Annotated in this window: 14 protein-coding genes and 1 riboswitch; of the genes, 10 read left to right on the top strand and 4 right to left on the bottom strand. The window is 60.8% G+C overall.

Annotated features, from left to right (window positions below):
• Nucleotides 1–232: 232 nt before the first annotated feature.
• The 4 genes from GXB78_RS12520 (at nt 233) to GXB78_RS12535 (ending at nt 4828) form a co-directional block, all read left to right on the top strand.
• A complete protein-coding gene (locus GXB78_RS12520) occupies nt 233–1228 on the top strand; it encodes an ArsR/SmtB family transcription factor (RefSeq protein WP_329515607.1) in 996 nt (331 codons plus the stop codon).
• Between the two features lie 18 nt (nt 1229–1246).
• Entirely contained in the window at nt 1247–2437 is a 1191-nt protein-coding gene (gene metK / locus GXB78_RS12525; RefSeq protein ID WP_024014624.1) for a methionine adenosyltransferase, read from the top strand.
• Nucleotides 2438–2657: 220 nt separating this feature from the next.
• Nucleotides 2658–4334, top strand: a complete 1677-nt coding sequence (ligB, locus tag GXB78_RS12530) for an NAD-dependent DNA ligase LigB (RefSeq protein WP_329515608.1) — start codon at nt 2658–2660, stop codon at nt 4332–4334.
• Nucleotides 4335–4432: 98 nt separating this feature from the next.
• The gene (locus GXB78_RS12535) at nt 4433–4828 is read left to right on the top strand and encodes a DUF1090 domain-containing protein (RefSeq protein ID WP_016772779.1); all 396 of its coding nucleotides are present in this window, start codon (nt 4433–4435) and stop codon (nt 4826–4828) included.
• A 120-nt stretch (nt 4829–4948) separates the two neighbouring features.
• Here the strand turns inward: GXB78_RS12535 and GXB78_RS12540 are convergent, their stop codons facing one another.
• On the bottom strand, nt 4949–5398 hold the full coding sequence (locus GXB78_RS12540; RefSeq protein ID WP_329515609.1) for a c-type cytochrome: 450 nt from the start codon (nt 5396–5398) through the stop codon (nt 4949–4951).
• Nucleotides 5399–5526: 128 nt separating this feature from the next.
• On the opposite strand from GXB78_RS12540, the gene mltA reads away from it, so the two are divergent.
• The gene (mltA, locus tag GXB78_RS12545; protein WP_329515610.1) at nt 5527–6711 is read left to right on the top strand and encodes a murein transglycosylase A; all 1185 of its coding nucleotides are present in this window, start codon (nt 5527–5529) and stop codon (nt 6709–6711) included.
• Nucleotides 6712–6825: 114 nt separating this feature from the next.
• Here the strand turns inward: mltA and GXB78_RS12550 are convergent, their stop codons facing one another.
• On the bottom strand, nt 6826–7209 hold the full coding sequence (locus GXB78_RS12550) for an MAPEG family protein (protein WP_325717305.1): 384 nt from the start codon (nt 7207–7209) through the stop codon (nt 6826–6828).
• Between the two features lie 347 nt (nt 7210–7556).
• Here GXB78_RS12550 and GXB78_RS12555 point away from each other — a divergent pair, with 347 nt between their 5' ends.
• Together GXB78_RS12555 and GXB78_RS12560 are read left to right on the top strand one after the other, a co-directional pair.
• On the top strand, nt 7557–8726 hold the full coding sequence (locus GXB78_RS12555) for an MFS transporter (RefSeq protein WP_329515612.1): 1170 nt from the start codon (nt 7557–7559) through the stop codon (nt 8724–8726).
• 308 nt (nt 8727–9034) lie between these two features.
• Entirely contained in the window at nt 9035–10300 is a 1266-nt protein-coding gene (locus GXB78_RS12560) for a cation:proton antiporter (protein ID WP_329515613.1), read from the top strand.
• Here GXB78_RS12560 and GXB78_RS12565 read toward each other — a convergent pair whose 3' ends face one another.
• Together GXB78_RS12565 and GXB78_RS12570 are read right to left on the bottom strand one after the other, a co-directional pair.
• Nucleotides 10301–11188, bottom strand: coding sequence for a formate/nitrite transporter family protein (locus GXB78_RS12565; protein ID WP_329515614.1), 888 nt, complete (start codon nt 11186–11188; stop codon nt 10301–10303).
• Between the two features lie 173 nt (nt 11189–11361).
• The gene (locus GXB78_RS12570) at nt 11362–11766 is read right to left on the bottom strand and encodes an acyl-CoA thioesterase (RefSeq protein ID WP_016772772.1); all 405 of its coding nucleotides are present in this window, start codon (nt 11764–11766) and stop codon (nt 11362–11364) included.
• A gap of 191 nt (nt 11767–11957) precedes the next feature.
• Nucleotides 11958–12056, top strand: a riboswitch (S-adenosyl-L-homocysteine riboswitch).
• A gap of 23 nt (nt 12057–12079) precedes the next feature.
• Between GXB78_RS12570 and ahcY the strand changes: the two genes are divergently transcribed.
• From ahcY to GXB78_RS12585, 3 genes are all read left to right on the top strand, one after another.
• Nucleotides 12080–13489: an adenosylhomocysteinase gene (ahcY, locus tag GXB78_RS12575; protein ID WP_039757587.1), complete on the top strand. Its 1410-nt coding sequence runs from the start codon at nt 12080–12082 to the stop codon at nt 13487–13489.
• Nucleotides 13490–13675: 186 nt separating this feature from the next.
• The gene (metF, locus tag GXB78_RS12580; protein ID WP_329515615.1) at nt 13676–14521 is read left to right on the top strand and encodes a methylenetetrahydrofolate reductase [NAD(P)H]; all 846 of its coding nucleotides are present in this window, start codon (nt 13676–13678) and stop codon (nt 14519–14521) included.
• 203 nt (nt 14522–14724) lie between these two features.
• Complete coding sequence (locus GXB78_RS12585; protein WP_329515616.1) at nt 14725–15537, top strand: substrate-binding periplasmic protein; 813 nt, start codon at nt 14725–14727, stop codon at nt 15535–15537.
• The last annotated feature ends 19 nt before the right edge of the window (nt 15538–15556 follow it).

A 15556-nucleotide genomic window follows, 5' to 3' on the forward strand; every position in this document is an offset into this window, starting at 1 on the left:
GAAACGGAAAAAAGGAGGGCATTTTCCCTCACCCATGCGCCTCGGGGCAATGACAGATAGTCATCGGCAGGCGTTTTTCCAATTGATAGCACCGGTTTCGTCTGGTGAAACCTTTCCGCTATTCGTTTGTAGAGACTACCGTCCGGCGAGAAGTGCCATTTATCGAGCAATATCAAAACTTTTTGATATTGACCTTGCGATGCTTTGCCCCCGTCTCTAGACTGCCAGCCCTATGAACTTACGCGTGCCTTCCATTCGCCATGACGATTGCGACGAGCTGGCGGCCCTGTGCAAGGCCGGCGGCGATCCGCTGCGGCTGAATGTCTTGCGCGCGCTGGCCAACGATTCGTTCGGCGTGCTGGAGCTGGCGCAGATTTTCGGCATCGGCCAGTCGGGCATGAGCCATCACCTCAAGGTGCTGGCGCAAGCCGATCTGGTGGCGACACGCCGTGAAGGCAACGCGATTTTCTATCGTCGCGCCCTGCCCCACAGCGATTTGCTCGGCGGCAAGCTGCACGCGGCATTGTTGGAAGAAGTCGACAATCTGGATCTGCCTGACGAGGTGCAAGCGCGCATCGAACAGGTTCACGGCCAACGTGCCGCGGCGAGCCAGGACTTTTTCGCCCGGGTCGCGGAGAAATTCCGCGCCCAGCAAGACTTGATCGCAGGCTTGCCGCAGTACCGTGACAGCGTGCTGGCCCTGCTCGACAAACTGAACTTCGATGGTGCAGCCACGGCCATTGAAGTCGGCCCCGGCGATGGTGCTTTTCTGCCGGAACTGGCCCGTCGCTTCGGCACCGTAACCGCGCTGGACAACAGCCCGGCGATGCTCGAACTGGCGCGTCAGGTGTGCGAACGTGAACAGCTGGCTAACGTCAGCCTGCAATTGGCCGATGCATTGAACGGCACCAGCCTTACGGCCGATTGCGTGGTGTTGAACATGGTCCTGCACCATTTCGCCGCCCCGGCCGATGCGCTCAGGCACATGGCCGACCTGCTGCAACCGGGCGGTAGCCTGCTCGTGACAGAGTTATGTAGCCACAACCAGAGTTGGGCCAGGGAGGCCTGCGGTGATCTCTGGTTGGGGTTTGAACAGGACGATCTGGCCCGTTGGGCCACCGCTGCGGGACTCGTTCCCGGGGAAAGCCTCTATGTAGGCTTACGTAATGGTTTCCAGATCCAGGTTCGCCACTTTCAGCGACCGGCTGGCGACACTCACCATCGGTAAATTCAGGAAAACATCGAGATGAGCGAATACTCCCTCTTCACCTCCGAGTCCGTGTCTGAAGGACATCCGGACAAAATCGCCGACCAGATTTCCGATGCGGTGCTGGACGCCATTATTGCCCAGGACAAACACGCTCGCGTGGCCGTGGAAACCCTGGTCAAGACCGGCGTGGCCATCGTTGCCGGTGAAGTGACCACCAGCGCCTGGGTCGACCTGGAGCAGATCGTTCGTGACGTGATCTGCGACATCGGCTACACCAGCTCCGAAGTCGGCTTCGACGGCGCGACCTGCGGCGTGATGAACATCATCGGCAAGCAGTCCCCGGACATCAACCAGGGTGTTGACCGCGCCAAGCCTGAAGATCAGGGCGCTGGCGACCAGGGCCTGATGTTCGGCTACGCCAGCAACGAAACCGACGTTTTGATGCCAGCGCCGATCACCTTCTCGCACCAGCTGGTGCAGCGTCAGGCCGAAGCACGCAAGTCGGGCCTGCTGCCGTGGCTGCGTCCGGACGCCAAGTCGCAAGTGACCTGCCGTTACGAAGGTGGCAAGGTTGTCGGCATCGACGCCGTGGTTCTGTCGACCCAGCACAACCCGGAAGTGTCGTACAAAGACCTGCGCGAAGGCGTGATGGAGCTGATCGTCAAGCACGTGCTGCCTGCCGAACTGCTGAGCAAGGACACCCAGTTCCACATCAACCCGACCGGCCAGTTCATCATTGGCGGCCCGGTAGGTGACTGCGGTCTGACCGGTCGCAAGATCATCGTCGACAGCTACGGCGGTATGGCCCGTCACGGCGGCGGCGCGTTCTCCGGCAAGGATCCATCGAAGGTTGACCGTTCGGCTGCCTACGCTGGTCGTTACGTGGCCAAGAACATCGTTGCAGCCGGCCTGGCCGAGCGTTGCGAGATTCAGGTTTCCTACGCGATCGGTGTGGCCCAGCCTACGTCGATCTCGCTGAACACCTTCGGCACCGGCAAGATCAGCGATGACAAGATCATCAAACTGGTGCGTGAAGTGTTCGACCTGCGTCCATACGCGATCACCACCATGCTCGACCTGCTGCACCCGATGTACCAGGAAACCGCAGCCTACGGCCACTTCGGCCGTGCACCGCAGACCAAGACCGTTGGCGAAGACAGCTTCACCACGTTCACCTGGGAAAAAACCGACCGCGCCGACGCCCTGCGTTCCGCCGCTGGCCTGTAAGACCCTGGCTGCATGAAAGCCCCGCACGGTTTGCGCCGTGCGGGGCTTTTTCATGCCTGAAACATTCTTTAGATCCCTGTGGGAGCGAGCCTGCTCGCGAAGGCGCCCTCCCCGGCAACACCAGTTCTCCTACCCCGAAACAGTTCGCAAAACAGCCGCGCAACGTTCTTCAGATCCTCACCTACCCTTCAAGCATCACCCCCGAGCAAGGACGCTCACAATGCTGTTCACACTGCGCCTGTTGCTGGCCTTCCTGCTGGCAATCATCACCCTCGTCAGCCAAGCCAACTGCCCCGACTGGCCCCTACCTCAAGCCCAACGCGAAATCACCACCCTGCAAAACCGGATCGACCAATGGGACGACGCCTATCACCGCGAAGGCCGCTCATTGATCACTGACGAACTCTATGACCAGTCCGTGCTGCGACTGAATGAGTGGCAAGCCTGCTTCAACCAGCCCTCATCACCGCAGCCCTTGCGCACCGCGTCCGGCGCGGTCACGCACCCCATCGCCCACACCGGTCTGGACAAGCTGCACAAAGCCGAAGACGTCGCCAACTGGCTGCGTGATCGCCAGAACGTCTGGGTGCAACCCAAAGTCGACGGCGTGGCCGTCACGCTGATTTACCGCGATGGGTTATTGCAGCAGGCCATCAGTCGCGGCGACGGGATCAATGGCCAGGACTGGACAGCCTCCGCGCGAAAGATCGCTGCCATTGCGCAACGCCTGACGCAGCCACGGGATCTGTTGGTGCAAGGTGAACTGTATTGGCGCCTGAACGCGCATGTTCAATCACAGGCCGGCAGCGTCAATGCCCGCGCTACCGTGGCCGGGCTGATGGCACGCAAATCCCTCGATGCAGAACAGGCTGCCGGGATCGGCCTGTTTGTCTGGGACTGGCCGCAAGGCCCGGTGCGGCTGCCGGAAAGATTGTCCGAACTTCAGGCATTGGGGTTCGCTGCCACTGAGCCCTATACACAGCCCATCAGCCAATTCGAAGACGCGCAAAAATGGCGCGAGCACTGGTATCGCTCGCCCCTGCCCTTTGCCAGCGACGGCGTGGTGCTGCGCCAGAGCCAACGGCCAACCGCCGAACGCTGGCAGGCCAAGGCACCTTATTGGGCGGTTGCCTGGAAATACCCTTTCGCTCAGGCATTGGCCGAAGTGCGCAAGGTCAACTTCAAGATCGGCCGTACCGGACGCGTCACGCCGGTGCTGGAACTGCTGCCGGTCCGACTCGATGACCGCGAGATCAAACGGGTCAGCGTCAGCTCGCTCAAGCGCTGGCAGACCCTCGACATTCGCCCCGGCGATCAGGTCGCGGTCAGCCTGGCCGGGCTGACCATTCCACGTCTCGACAGTGTCGTGCTGCGCACCAGCGAACGCGCGGACATCAGCGTTCCCAATGCCAGCGACTACCACGCCCTGAGCTGCTGGCAACCGACGCCCGGCTGTGAGAGCCAGTTTCTCGCGCGTCTGACCTGGCTGAGCGGCAAGCAGGGTCTGGGCATGCACCATGTCGGGCGTGGCACCTGGGAGAAACTTTTGGAAACAGGCCGTCTGAAACACCTGCTGGATTGGCTGACCCTCGATGCGTCAGAGCTTGCTAACATTGCCGGCCTCGGCGAGCGCAGCAGCGCGCGTCTGGTCCACAGTTTTCAGGGCGCGCGGCAACAGCCGTTCGCTCAATGGTTGAAAGCGCTGGGCATGCCGCCGGCCGGACAGGCACAACTGGCCGATTCATGGCAGGCCCTGGCACAACGCGACACTGAACAATGGCAGGCAGAAGCCGGCATCGGCCCGGGTCGCGCCGCGCAACTGAGCGCATTCTTTCGCGACCCGCAGGTACTGGCTTTGAGCAACACCCTGAAAGCCGCCGGCATCGACGGCTTCTGAACATGCAATCCCCGCCCGGCGGGAACCCAATGGCCGGCCAGACGCTCCAACAGCGCAGTGCCCTCCAACCCCGATTGCCTTTGCACATGGAGCTTTTTATGAAATTTCTCGCACCGCTGGCCCTGCTCACTCTTTGCGGTGTCATGGCCGCCCCGGTCATGGCCGAAGAAGACGGCCCGGGCCTGACCGGTTGCGCTGCCAAGAAGCAGGGCATCATCAATCAGATCGAACAGGCCAAATCGCGCGGCAACATGGAGCAGCAGGCAGGTCTTGAAACCGCACTGCGCGAAGTGAACGAACACTGCACCGACGCCGGGCTGAAGAAAGAACGTGAGAACAAGGTGCTTGAGGCCAAGCATGAAGTCAGCCAGCGTCAGGCGGACCTCGACAAGGCCATGAAGAAGGGCGATCCGGAGAAGATCAACAAGCGCAAGGAGAAGCTGGCCGAGTCGCGCAAGGAACTGCAGGAAGCGCTGGACGAGATCGATAAGTAAAAGTTTGATTTGGTGGCGAATGGCAGACCGCTTTCGCGAGCAGGCTCGCTCCCACATGGGAATGCATATCCCGTGTGGGAGCGAGCCTGCTCGCGAAGGCGTCAGTCAAGGCTACACAAATCAATGATCGCGAAACTCTTTATGGCAAGCACTGCAGGCATCCTCGACTTTCTGCACTGCCGGTCCGAGATTGCTGGCCTTGTACGGCTGAACCTGACTGGCGACGACCAGTTCACCGGTAGCCGCTTCGAGGACGCGGGCCAGTTCCTGAAAACGCGCCTGTTTCTGCCAGACGTCGTCTTTGGCGCTGGTGTGATCTTCTTCGCGCACCTGCGGGAAATGCTTCCACGGCTCATGGGCCAACGCATCAAGTCTGACCGCGCCTTCGGCAAATTTCGGCCCGTCGAAGGCGATGCGCCCGCGCAACATGCCGCCGAGGTCTTCGCTGGTCTTGAGCATCTGCTTGAAAATGGCCTTGCGCTGGCCCAATGGCGAGTTCGGGTCGACGCCGCCACAGGCGGACAAGGTCAGACAGGCCAGCAGTACAACAGCAATTCGTTTCAGAGTCATGGTGGCTTCAGGTCGCGGAAATCGGCGGCCAGTATCCTCGGCTCACCGCCAAACACCAATAGCCCTATTAAAAATACGGGTTGGTCGAGCGCATGGAGCACTCGGCTAACCGGCACAGGAATCACTCCATGAACAGCCGCTTCACGGCCTGGCGTCACCCGCTTCTCGTCACCCTCCCGCTACTGGCCATCCTCGCCGGCTGTACTGGCGGCGACAGCGCCAAACCGAAAACCCATGCGCTGGCCACCTATTCCAGCGCAACCTGGGAAGCGTTGCCGGCAGTTTCCGACAGCGATCTGGTCGCCGGTTTCGGCTCGTGGCGCAGCGCCTGCACCCGACTCAAAGCCGACGCGGTGTGGGGCCCGACCTGCGCTGCGGCAGCCAATGTGCCGCAGAGCGCCGCCGAGATTCGCGCGTTCCTCAAGCAGAACCTCGATGTCTACGGCCTGCGCGCCGAGAACGACAACCCCAACGGTCTGATCACTGGCTACTACGAACCGGTGTATCCCGGCAGCCTGACGCCAACCGCGACGGCAAACGTGCCGGTGTATGGCGTGCCGGAAGACATGATCATCGTCTCGCTCGACAGCATCTATCCGGAACTCAAAGGCAAGCGCCTGCGCGGCCGTCTCGAAGGCCGCGTGCTCAAGCCTTACGACGATGCGGCGACCATTGAATCCAAAGGCGTGAAAGCGCCGGTAGTGGCTTATCTGACTGATCCGATGAACCTGCAATTTCTGCAGATTCAGGGCTCGGGCCGGATTCAGACCGAGGACGGTAAACAGTTGCGCATCGCCTACGCCGACCAGAACGGCCACCCGTACCGGCCGATCGGTCGCTGGCTGGTCGAGCAAGGTGAGCTGAAGAAGGAAGAGGTAACCATGAGCGCGATCAGCAACTGGGCCAAGGCCAACCCGACTCGCATCCCGGAACTGCTCGCCAGCAACCCGAGCTACGTGTTCTTCACCCGCAACCCGGACAGCAACGAAGGTCCGCGCGGCTCGCTGAACGTGCCGCTGACCGCCGGCTACAGCGCGGCGGTGGATCGCAAGGTGATTCCACTGGGCAGCCTGTTATGGCTGTCCACCACCAAACCGGATGGCACACCGCTGGTGCGCCCGGTCGCGGCGCAGGATACCGGCGGCGCGATTGCCGGTGAGGTGCGTGCGGATCTGTTCTGGGGCACTGGCGATGCGGCCGGGCAACTGGCCGGGGACATGAAACAGCAAGGGCAGATCTGGATGCTCTGGCCTAAAGGAAAAGAATTGCCGCAAGTGCCGCAGGTGGCGGATACACCGAAGCAAAAGTCTTAGGTTCTTCATGGTCTGATCGGTCGCCTTCGCGAGCAGGCTCGCTCCCACATCTGGAATGCATTTCCATGTGGGAGCGAGCCTGCTCGCGAAGAGGCCGGCAGCACCACCCGATAATCAGATAGACACAAAGAAGAACGAAGCAATCAACGCCATCCCGATAAACCACACCACCGAACGCAGTGCAGCCCAGTCGGCCAGGTAGCAAATGATGTACAGCAGACGGCTGGTAATGAACAGCACGGCCAGCACATTGACCGTCACCAGTTCGGCAGTGCCGACCAGATGCGCAACGATCACCGCGGCGGCAAACGCCGGAGTCACTTCAAAGCTGTTCAGTTGCGCGGCATGGGCGCGACGAGCGACGCCATCGACACTGTCGAGAAAGTCCCGTGGATCGTAATTGTCCTTGAGGCGGAAACCGCCGGTTGCCTTCGCCACGATCGTGCACACGTACGGCAGAAAAATCGCGATCAACACACACCACAGAGCCACCGTCATAACGTCGTCCTTTTTTCGATTCGAGTAATGGGCGAGCGGTCAGAACTTCATCACCAGCATGCCGATCAGCACCTGCCCACAGGCTAAGAGCCGTGGCCGACCGAAAGGTTCTTTCAGACGGATATTTCACGACAGCGTCTACGCTGAACATCCGAATCCGGAACCGATCAGTCAGATTATTGATTCGCCATGTGTCAGCAGCTGTTTATACTGCACCCCACCACGCCGTACTCAGTTGCACACCCAAAAATTCCAATAAAAGCTGCCTGCTCCGCTTTCTTCGAAAACGGTCGCTGGCACGCGTATGCCTGATCAAAGCGTCAAGACTACTGACAGAGACCTTGCGCATGCCCCTCGCTTTGCTTGCACTCGCCGTTGCCGCATTCGGCATCGGCACCACCGAATTCGTCATCATGGGCCTGCTGCCCGACGTCGCCCGCGACCTCGCCGTGAGCATTCCTCACGCCGGCCTGCTGATCACCGGTTACGCCCTGGGCGTGGTGTTCGGCGCGCCAATCCTGGCGATCGGCACCGCCAACATGCCGCGCAAAGCGACACTGCTGGGCATGACGCTGATGTTCATTCTCGGCAACGTGCTCTGCGCGCTCGCGCCGAACTACGCAACGCTGATGGCGGCACGCGTGGTCACGGCGCTGTGTCATGGCGCGTTTTTCGGCATCGGCTCGGTGGTCGCCGCCGGGCTGGTTGCGCCGAACAAACGCGCGCAGGCCATTGCGATGATGTTCACCGGCCTGACCCTGGCCAACGTCCTCGGCGTACCCTTGGGCACAGCGCTGGGCCAATACGCTGGCTGGCGCTCGACCTTCTGGGCGGTGTCGGTGATCGGCATTGTCGCCGCGCTGGCGCAATGGCTGTGGTTGCCGAAACACATCGCGATGGACAAGGCCAACCTCGCCAGCGAATTCAAAGTATTGGGCAAGGCCAACGTGCTGCTGGCGCTGGGCATGAGTGTGCTGGCCTCGACCAGTCTGTTCAGCGTGTTCACCTATATCGCACCGATTCTGCAAGACATCACCGGCGTCAGCCCCCACGGCGTGACGGTGATGCTGCTGTTGTTCGGCGTCGGCCTGACGGCGGGCAGCATGCTCGGCGGGCGTCTGGCTGACAGCCGTCTGTTGCCATCGCTGGTCGGCGTGGCGCTGGCGGTCGTGGTGATTCTGGCGGCGTTCAGCCAGACCAGCCGTGCGGTTATTCCGGCGGCGATCACGCTGGTGCTGTGGGGAGTTTTCGCTTTCGCACTGTGCCCGATTCTGCAGCTGTTGATTATTGATCAGGCCCACGAAGCGCCGAATCTCGGGTCGACGCTGAACCAGAGCGCGTTCAACCTCGGCAACGCTGCGGGCGCCTGGATCGGCGGGCTGGTAGTGGCCAGCGGCGCGGATCTGGCGGACTTGCCCTGGACCGGGGCGCTGGTTGGCGTGCTGACGGTGCTGACGGCGCTGCTGTTCATTTACCTGCAACGCCGGCGGGCCAGTGCGGTCAATGTGTCTGGCTGATTGTGGGTTGCCAGATGCAGCCCTCACCCTAGCCCTCTCCCAGCGGGAGAGGGGACTGATCGGGGAATGCTCGATACCCACGCCGACTTGAACGTGCTTTGCTGAATCCTTAATCGACCCGATCGTCCAGATCGATGCACCTCACCAGACACCTCGGTCGGCCCCCTCTCCCTCTGGGAGAGGGCTGGGGTGAGGGCTGTTGAATTTGACTCCGGATTCGGATGTGCCCTCAGCCACCCCCACCCCATCAAATCCCTGCGTGCAGACTCCGGTCGCGTGCCATTCACCCTCCATCCCAAGGACTCCGGATGCTTGAACTTGTCGCCGCTTTCATCTGCCTCACCACCCTCCTGACCTTCGTCAATTTCCGTTTCATCGGCCTGCCACCGACCATCGGCGTGATGGTCACCGCGCTGCTGTTTTCGCTGATCCTGCAAGGCCTCAGCGTGCTCGGTTTCCCTGGCCTCGAAGATCGCGTGCAGCAACTGATCGGCCAGATCGATTTCGGCGATCTGCTGATGAACTGGATGCTCTCGTTCCTGCTGTTCGCCGGCGCCCTGCACGTCAACCTCAATGACTTGCGCAGCTACCGCTGGCCGATCGGCCTGCTGGCGACTTTCGGCGTATTGATCGCCACTGTGGTGATCGGCAGTCTGGCCTTCTACATCTTTGCCCTGTTCGGCTGGCACGTGAGTTTCCTCTACTGCCTGTTGTTCGGCGCGCTGATCTCGCCGACCGACCCGATTGCCGTGCTCGGCGTATTACGCACGGCCAACGCTTCGAAACCGCTGAAAACCACCATCGTCGGCGAGTCGCTATTCAACGACGGCACGGCGGTAGTGGTCTTCACCGTGCTGCTGGGCATTGCGCAACTGGGCGAAACCCCGACCGTCAGCGCCACGGCCATGCTCTTCGTTCACGAAGCGATTGGCGGTGTGTTGTTCGGCGGTCTGATCGGTTATCTGGTGTATCGCATGATCAAAAGCATCGAGCAGCATCAGATCACGGTAATGCTGACCCTGGCCCTGGTGATCGGCGGTTCGGCGATGTCCACCGAACTGCACGTCTCGGCGCCGATCGCGATGGTGGTCGCCGGTCTGATCATCGGCAACCTTGGGCGCAATCTGGCGATGAACGACATGACCCGCCGCTATCTGGACGGTTTCTGGGAGTTGCTCGATGACATGCTCAACGCCCTGCTGTTTGCACTGATCGGCATGGAGTTGTTGCTGCTGCCGTTCAACTGGCTGCACATGGCCGCCGCAGGGCTGCTGGCGGTGGCGATTCTGCTGTCGCGCCTGCTTACCGTGGCCCCGGCGATCCTCTTGCTGCGTCGCTGGCGCTCAGTGCCGGCCGGCACTATCCGCATTCTCACCTGGGGTGGTTTGCGCGGCGGTGTGTCGGTGGCACTGGCGCTGGCCCTGCCGCTGGGCCCGCAACGCGACCTGCTGCTGAGCATCACCTACATCGTCGTGCTCTCGTCGATCCTGTTGCAGGGGCTGACCATCGGCAAACTGGTCAAGCACGCGACGCGCAATGAGCCGGCCAGCGTGCCTGAGCCAGCACACCACTGATCATTTCTTGATCGACTGCGGATCGGGCTCAACAGCCTGATTCGCAGGCTCCTTCGGCGCACCGCTCTCGCTGCGAATCTGCGCATGGCTGATCAGCGCGAAGATAAAGCTGCCGCCGATGATATTTCCCGCCAGCGTCGGCGCGGCGAACACCGCCCAGAAATCACTCCACGGCAACTCTCCGGCAAACACCAGATACGACACTTCCGCCGATCCGACGACAATATGAGTGAAGTCGCCCAGCGCCATGAAATAGGTGATGAGGATGATGATCCACATCTTCGCGCTCTCCATGGACGGAATCATCCAGACCATGGTGGCGATCATCCAGCCGGAAACAATGCCCTTGGCGAACATCTGACTGGCGCTGTGCTCCATGACCTTGCGGCCGATCTCGAGGAAGGCGACATCGGTCTTGCTGTCGAAAATCGGCAGTTCGAGCATCACGTAGGCGACCAGAATCGTCCCGCAGAGGTTGCCGACCAGTACCACTGACCACAGACGCATCAGCCGGGCGAAATTCAGCAGCGTCGGCTTGGTCATCACCGGCAGAACGGCGGTCAGGGTGTTTTCGGTGAACAGCTGCTGCCGCGCGAGGATGACCGCGAGGAAACCGGCGCAGTAGCCGAAACTGGCGATCACCTTGAATTCGTCGCCATCGGGTAGGCGCGAATTGAGCAAGCCCATGCCCATCAGCGACAGGCCCATGGTCAACCCTGCCGCCAGCGCCGACCACCACAGCGCGGCAATGCTGCGCTCCAGTTCCTGATCGCCCTGGGTGCGGATGATTTCATGCAGAACGGCCGCGCGCGGCGGCTGGCTCTTCTCGACTTCGTGCTGCTCCTTGGCCGAGAGGTCGGGGGTCTTGTCGCTGGTGGGGGTGGTCATGGCGTGGCAACCGGTGGGGGGCGATGTAGCTACGACCGTTGCGCTTCATGGCTGTTCAGTGGCCAGGCGAATCTTCGCTGAACGGGCAACCTCTTTCGCGAGCAGGCTCGCTCCCACAGGGATCACGCGTACCTGTGGGAGCGAGCCTGCTCGCGAAGAATGCGCCGCCGATCTTATTGAACGGCTTCGTCATCCTTGAACTGGTCTTTCACATATTTGATCTCCGTCCGCCCGTGCGGCGCCGGCAGGCCGTCTTCGCCGAGGTTGACGAAGACCATCTTCTCCACGGTCAGGATGCTCTTGCGGGTGATCTTGTTGCGCACTTCGCAGGTCAGGGTGATCGAGGTGCGGCCGAATTCGGTGGCGGTGATGCCCAGTTCGATGATGTCGCCCTGGCGCGAGGCGCTGACGAAGTTGATTTCCGAGATGTACTTGGTCACCACGCGCTGGTTGCCCAACTGCACGATGGCGTAGATCGCCGCTTCTTCATCGATCCAGCGCAGCAGGCTGCCGCCAAACAGCGTGCCGTTGGGGTTGAGGTCTTCGGGTTTAACCCATTTGCGGGTGTGGAAATTCATGGGGGGGCTCCAAGGTCGAGGCGTTTGGGCGTTAGGGGTATTGGCCCCCAGCTTCAAGTTTTCAGCTACAAGCTGCAAGTAAAAGCGGATTGGCTTTTACTTGCCGCTTGTAGCTTGCCGCTTGCCACTAGCCGGGCGAAGACCGCTATAATCGCCACCGATTCAGAACGGCTATGCCGTTTTCCCGCCACCTGTCCGAGGGGCGCTGCAGCAGGTTCGACCTGTCAGGCTCGGATGGGGCGTTGACCGGCTCATCCCGGACACTAAACGCACAACGGCGCCCATTCGCATACATTACGAATGGAGGCTCTTCATGAGCGCTGTCAACACGCCTGCCGATTTTACCGATTACAAAGTTGCCGATATGTCCCTGGCTGCCTGGGGCCGTCGCGAAACCATCATCGCCGAATCGGAAATGCCTGCCCTGATGGGTCTGCGCCGCAAGTACGCTTCCGAGCAGCCGCTCAAGGGCGCGAAAATCCTCGGCTGCATCCACATGACCATTCAGACCGCCGTGCTGATCGAAACCCTGGTTGCCCTGGGTGCCGAAGTACGCTGGTCGTCCTGCAACATTTTCTCCACTCAGGATCAGGCCGCTGCCGCTATCGCTGCCGCCGGTATCCCGGTGTTCGCCTGGAAAGGCGAGACTGAAGAAGAGTACGAGTGGTGCCTGGAGCAGACCATCCTCAAGGATGGCCAGCCATGGGACGCCAACATGATCCTCGACGACGGCGGCGACCTGACCGAGCTTCTGCACAAGAAATACCCGCAAGTGCTCGATCGCGTTCACGGCGTGACCGAAGAAACCACCACTGGCGTACACCGTCTGCTGGACATGCTGGCCAAGGGCGAGCTGAAAATCCCGGCGATCAACGTCAACGACTCGGTGACCAAATCCAAGAACGACAACAAGTACGGCTGCCGTCACAGCCTGAACGATGCAATCAAGCGTGGTACCGACCACTTGCTGTCCGGCAAGCAAGCGCTGGTCATCGGTTACGGTGACGTGGGCAAGGGCTCGGCGCAGTCCCTGCGTCAGGAAGGCATGATCGTCAAAGTGTCGGAAGTCGACCCGATCTGCGCCATGCAAGCCTGCATGGACGGTTTCGAACTGGTTTCGCCGTTCATCGACGGTATCAACGACGGTTCCGAAGCGAGCATCGACAAAGCGCTGCTGGGCAAGATCGACCTGATCGTGACCACCACCGGTAACGTCAATGTCTGCGACGCGAACATGCTCAAAGCCCTGAAGAAGCGCGCCGTGGTCTGCAACATCGGTCACTTCGACAACGAAATCGACACCGCTTTCATGCGCAAGAACTGGGCATGGGAAGAAGTGAAGCCACAGGTGCACAAGGTTCACCGCACCGGTGCCGGCAGCTTCGACCCACAGAACGACGACTACCTGATCCTGCTGGCCGAAGGCCGCCTGGTGAACCTGGGCAACGCCACCGGTCACCCGAGCCGCATCATGGACGGTTCGTTCGCCAACCAGGTACTGGCGCAGATCTTCCTGTTCGGCCAGAAATACGCCGACCTGTCGCCAGCACAGAAAGCCGAGCGTCTGACCGTTGAAGTACTGCCGAAGAAACTCGACGAAGAAGTGGCTCTGGAAATGGTGCGCGGCTTCGGCGGCGTGGTCACTCAGCTGACCAAGCAACAGGCTGACTACATCGGCGTCACCGTCGAAGGCCCGTTCAAGCCGCACGCCTATCGCTATTAAGAGCAGCTGCGAGCTTCAAGCTGCAAGCGGCAAGTAAAAGCGGTTGGTTTACTTGAGGCTTGTAGCTGTCGCTGGCTTCTTCATCGTTATTACGCAGCCGCTGGTTGCAAGCTTCAGGCACAGGATCCCGGCGCTCCGCCCTCTTGCAGCTTGAAGCTTGCAGCTCGTAGCTGGAGGCCCCCTCCAATGTCCCAAGACCGTCGCTACAGCTTCGAGTTTTTCCCGACCAAGACCGATGCCGGGCAAGAAAAGCTCCTCGCCACTGCCCGTCAGTTGGCCACTTACAACCCTGATTTCTTTTCCTGCACCTACGGCGCTGGCGGTTCGACCCGTGATCGCACGCTCAACACCGTGTTGCAGCTGGAAAGCGAAGTCAAAATACCTGCCGCACCGCACCTGTCGTGCGTCGGCGACAGCAAGGACGACCTGCGCGGCCTGCTCAACGAATACAAGGCTGCCGGCATCAAGCGCATCGTCGCCCTGCGTGGCGATCTGCCGTCCGGCATGGGTATGACCAGCGGTGAGCTGCGTCACGCCAATGAGCTGGTGGAATTCATTCGTGAAGAAACCGCCGACCATTTCCACATCGAAGTCGCCGCTTACCCGGAGATGCATCCGCAAGCGCGCAACTACGAAGATGATCTCGCCAACTTCGTGCGCAAGGCAAAGGCCGGTGCCGACAGCGCGATCACCCAGTACTTCTTCAACGCCGACAGCTACTTCTACTTTGTCGACCGTTTGCAGGCGCTGGGCGTGGATCTGCCGATCGTGCCAGGGATCATGCCGATCACCAACTACAGCAAACTTGCGCGTTTCTCCGATGCCTGCGGTGCGGAAATCCCGCGCTGGATCCGCAAGCAACTGGAAGCCTACGGCGACGACACACGAAGCATTCAGCGCTTTGGCGAACAAGTCGTCAGCGAAATGTGCGAACGTCTGCTGCAGGGCGGCGCACCAGGGCTGCATTTCTATTCCATGAACCAGGCCGAGCCTAGCCTGGCGATCTGGAATAACCTGAAGTTGCCGCGGTGAAGCAGCTGCAAGCTTCAAGCTGAAAGCTACAAGCAAGAGCAAAAGCAAGAGCAAGAGATCGCGGCCTTCGGCAGCTCCTACATTGGAATTTCGTATCCCGTAGGAGCTGCCGAAGGCTGCGGTCTTTTGCTTTTAAGCCCGCGAAACAGAGCTTGTGCAGGCACTTTCTGGCTCTTTCGGGTTTCTCGTCGTAATCTCCAGCCATGCCTTTGATCACGCAGTTATTCGCCGTGCTGGTTTTTGCTTGCCTGAGCTTCGCCGCTCGGGGCGAGAAGTTGCGTATTGTCACCGAGCCCTGGGCGCCCTACGTGTACGAACAGGGCGGGCAGAACCTCGGGCTGGACTACGAAACCACCGCCATCGTGTTCAAACGCCTGGGCATTGAAGTCGAGTGGCAGTTCCTGCCGTGGAAGCGCTGCCTGTCGATGCTCGAAACCGGTCAGGCCGACGGTGCGCTGGACATTTTTCACAGCGCCGAGCGCGACGCCACCCTGCTCTACCCCAGCGAACCGTTGTCCGACGTTGAATTCGTAATGTTCTACGCCAACGATCGGCCGCACCCGTTCAGCACCCTGGAACAACTCAAGGGGCTGACCATCGGCACCTCGCCGGGCTATCTGTACAGCCCGGATTTCAGCCAGTCACAGCTGTTCAGCCGGGAGCCGGCGCCAACCCATGAAGCCAACTTCGGCAAACTGGTGCGCGGGCGTATCGACCTGGTGATTACCGATCGCCGTGTCGGCCAGCATTTGCTTGATGAACTGAATATTCGCGATCTGATCACGGAAAACCCGACGGTTATCAGCCGGCAGAGCCAGTTTCTGGCGGTTCGGCGCAATGCCGGCATGGACCTGCTGGTGCAGCGTTTTGGCGCCGAGCTCAAGCGTTTCAAGCGCGAACCGGCCTACGCCGAGCTCAGCGCACGCTACGGTGCTGCTCCCGTCGACAGCGCTTCTCTGCGCTCGGCCACGGCCAGTGGCAAAACCGTTGAGCAGCAGGAAAGCAGCGCGCAGTGATTGCTCTGTTATACTCCGG

Origin of the sequence: Pseudomonas moraviensis subsp. stanleyae, assembly GCF_036283065.1 — a bacterium.
In the GTDB taxonomy this organism is placed as follows: Bacteria; Pseudomonadota; Gammaproteobacteria; order Pseudomonadales; family Pseudomonadaceae; genus Aquipseudomonas; species Aquipseudomonas stanleyae.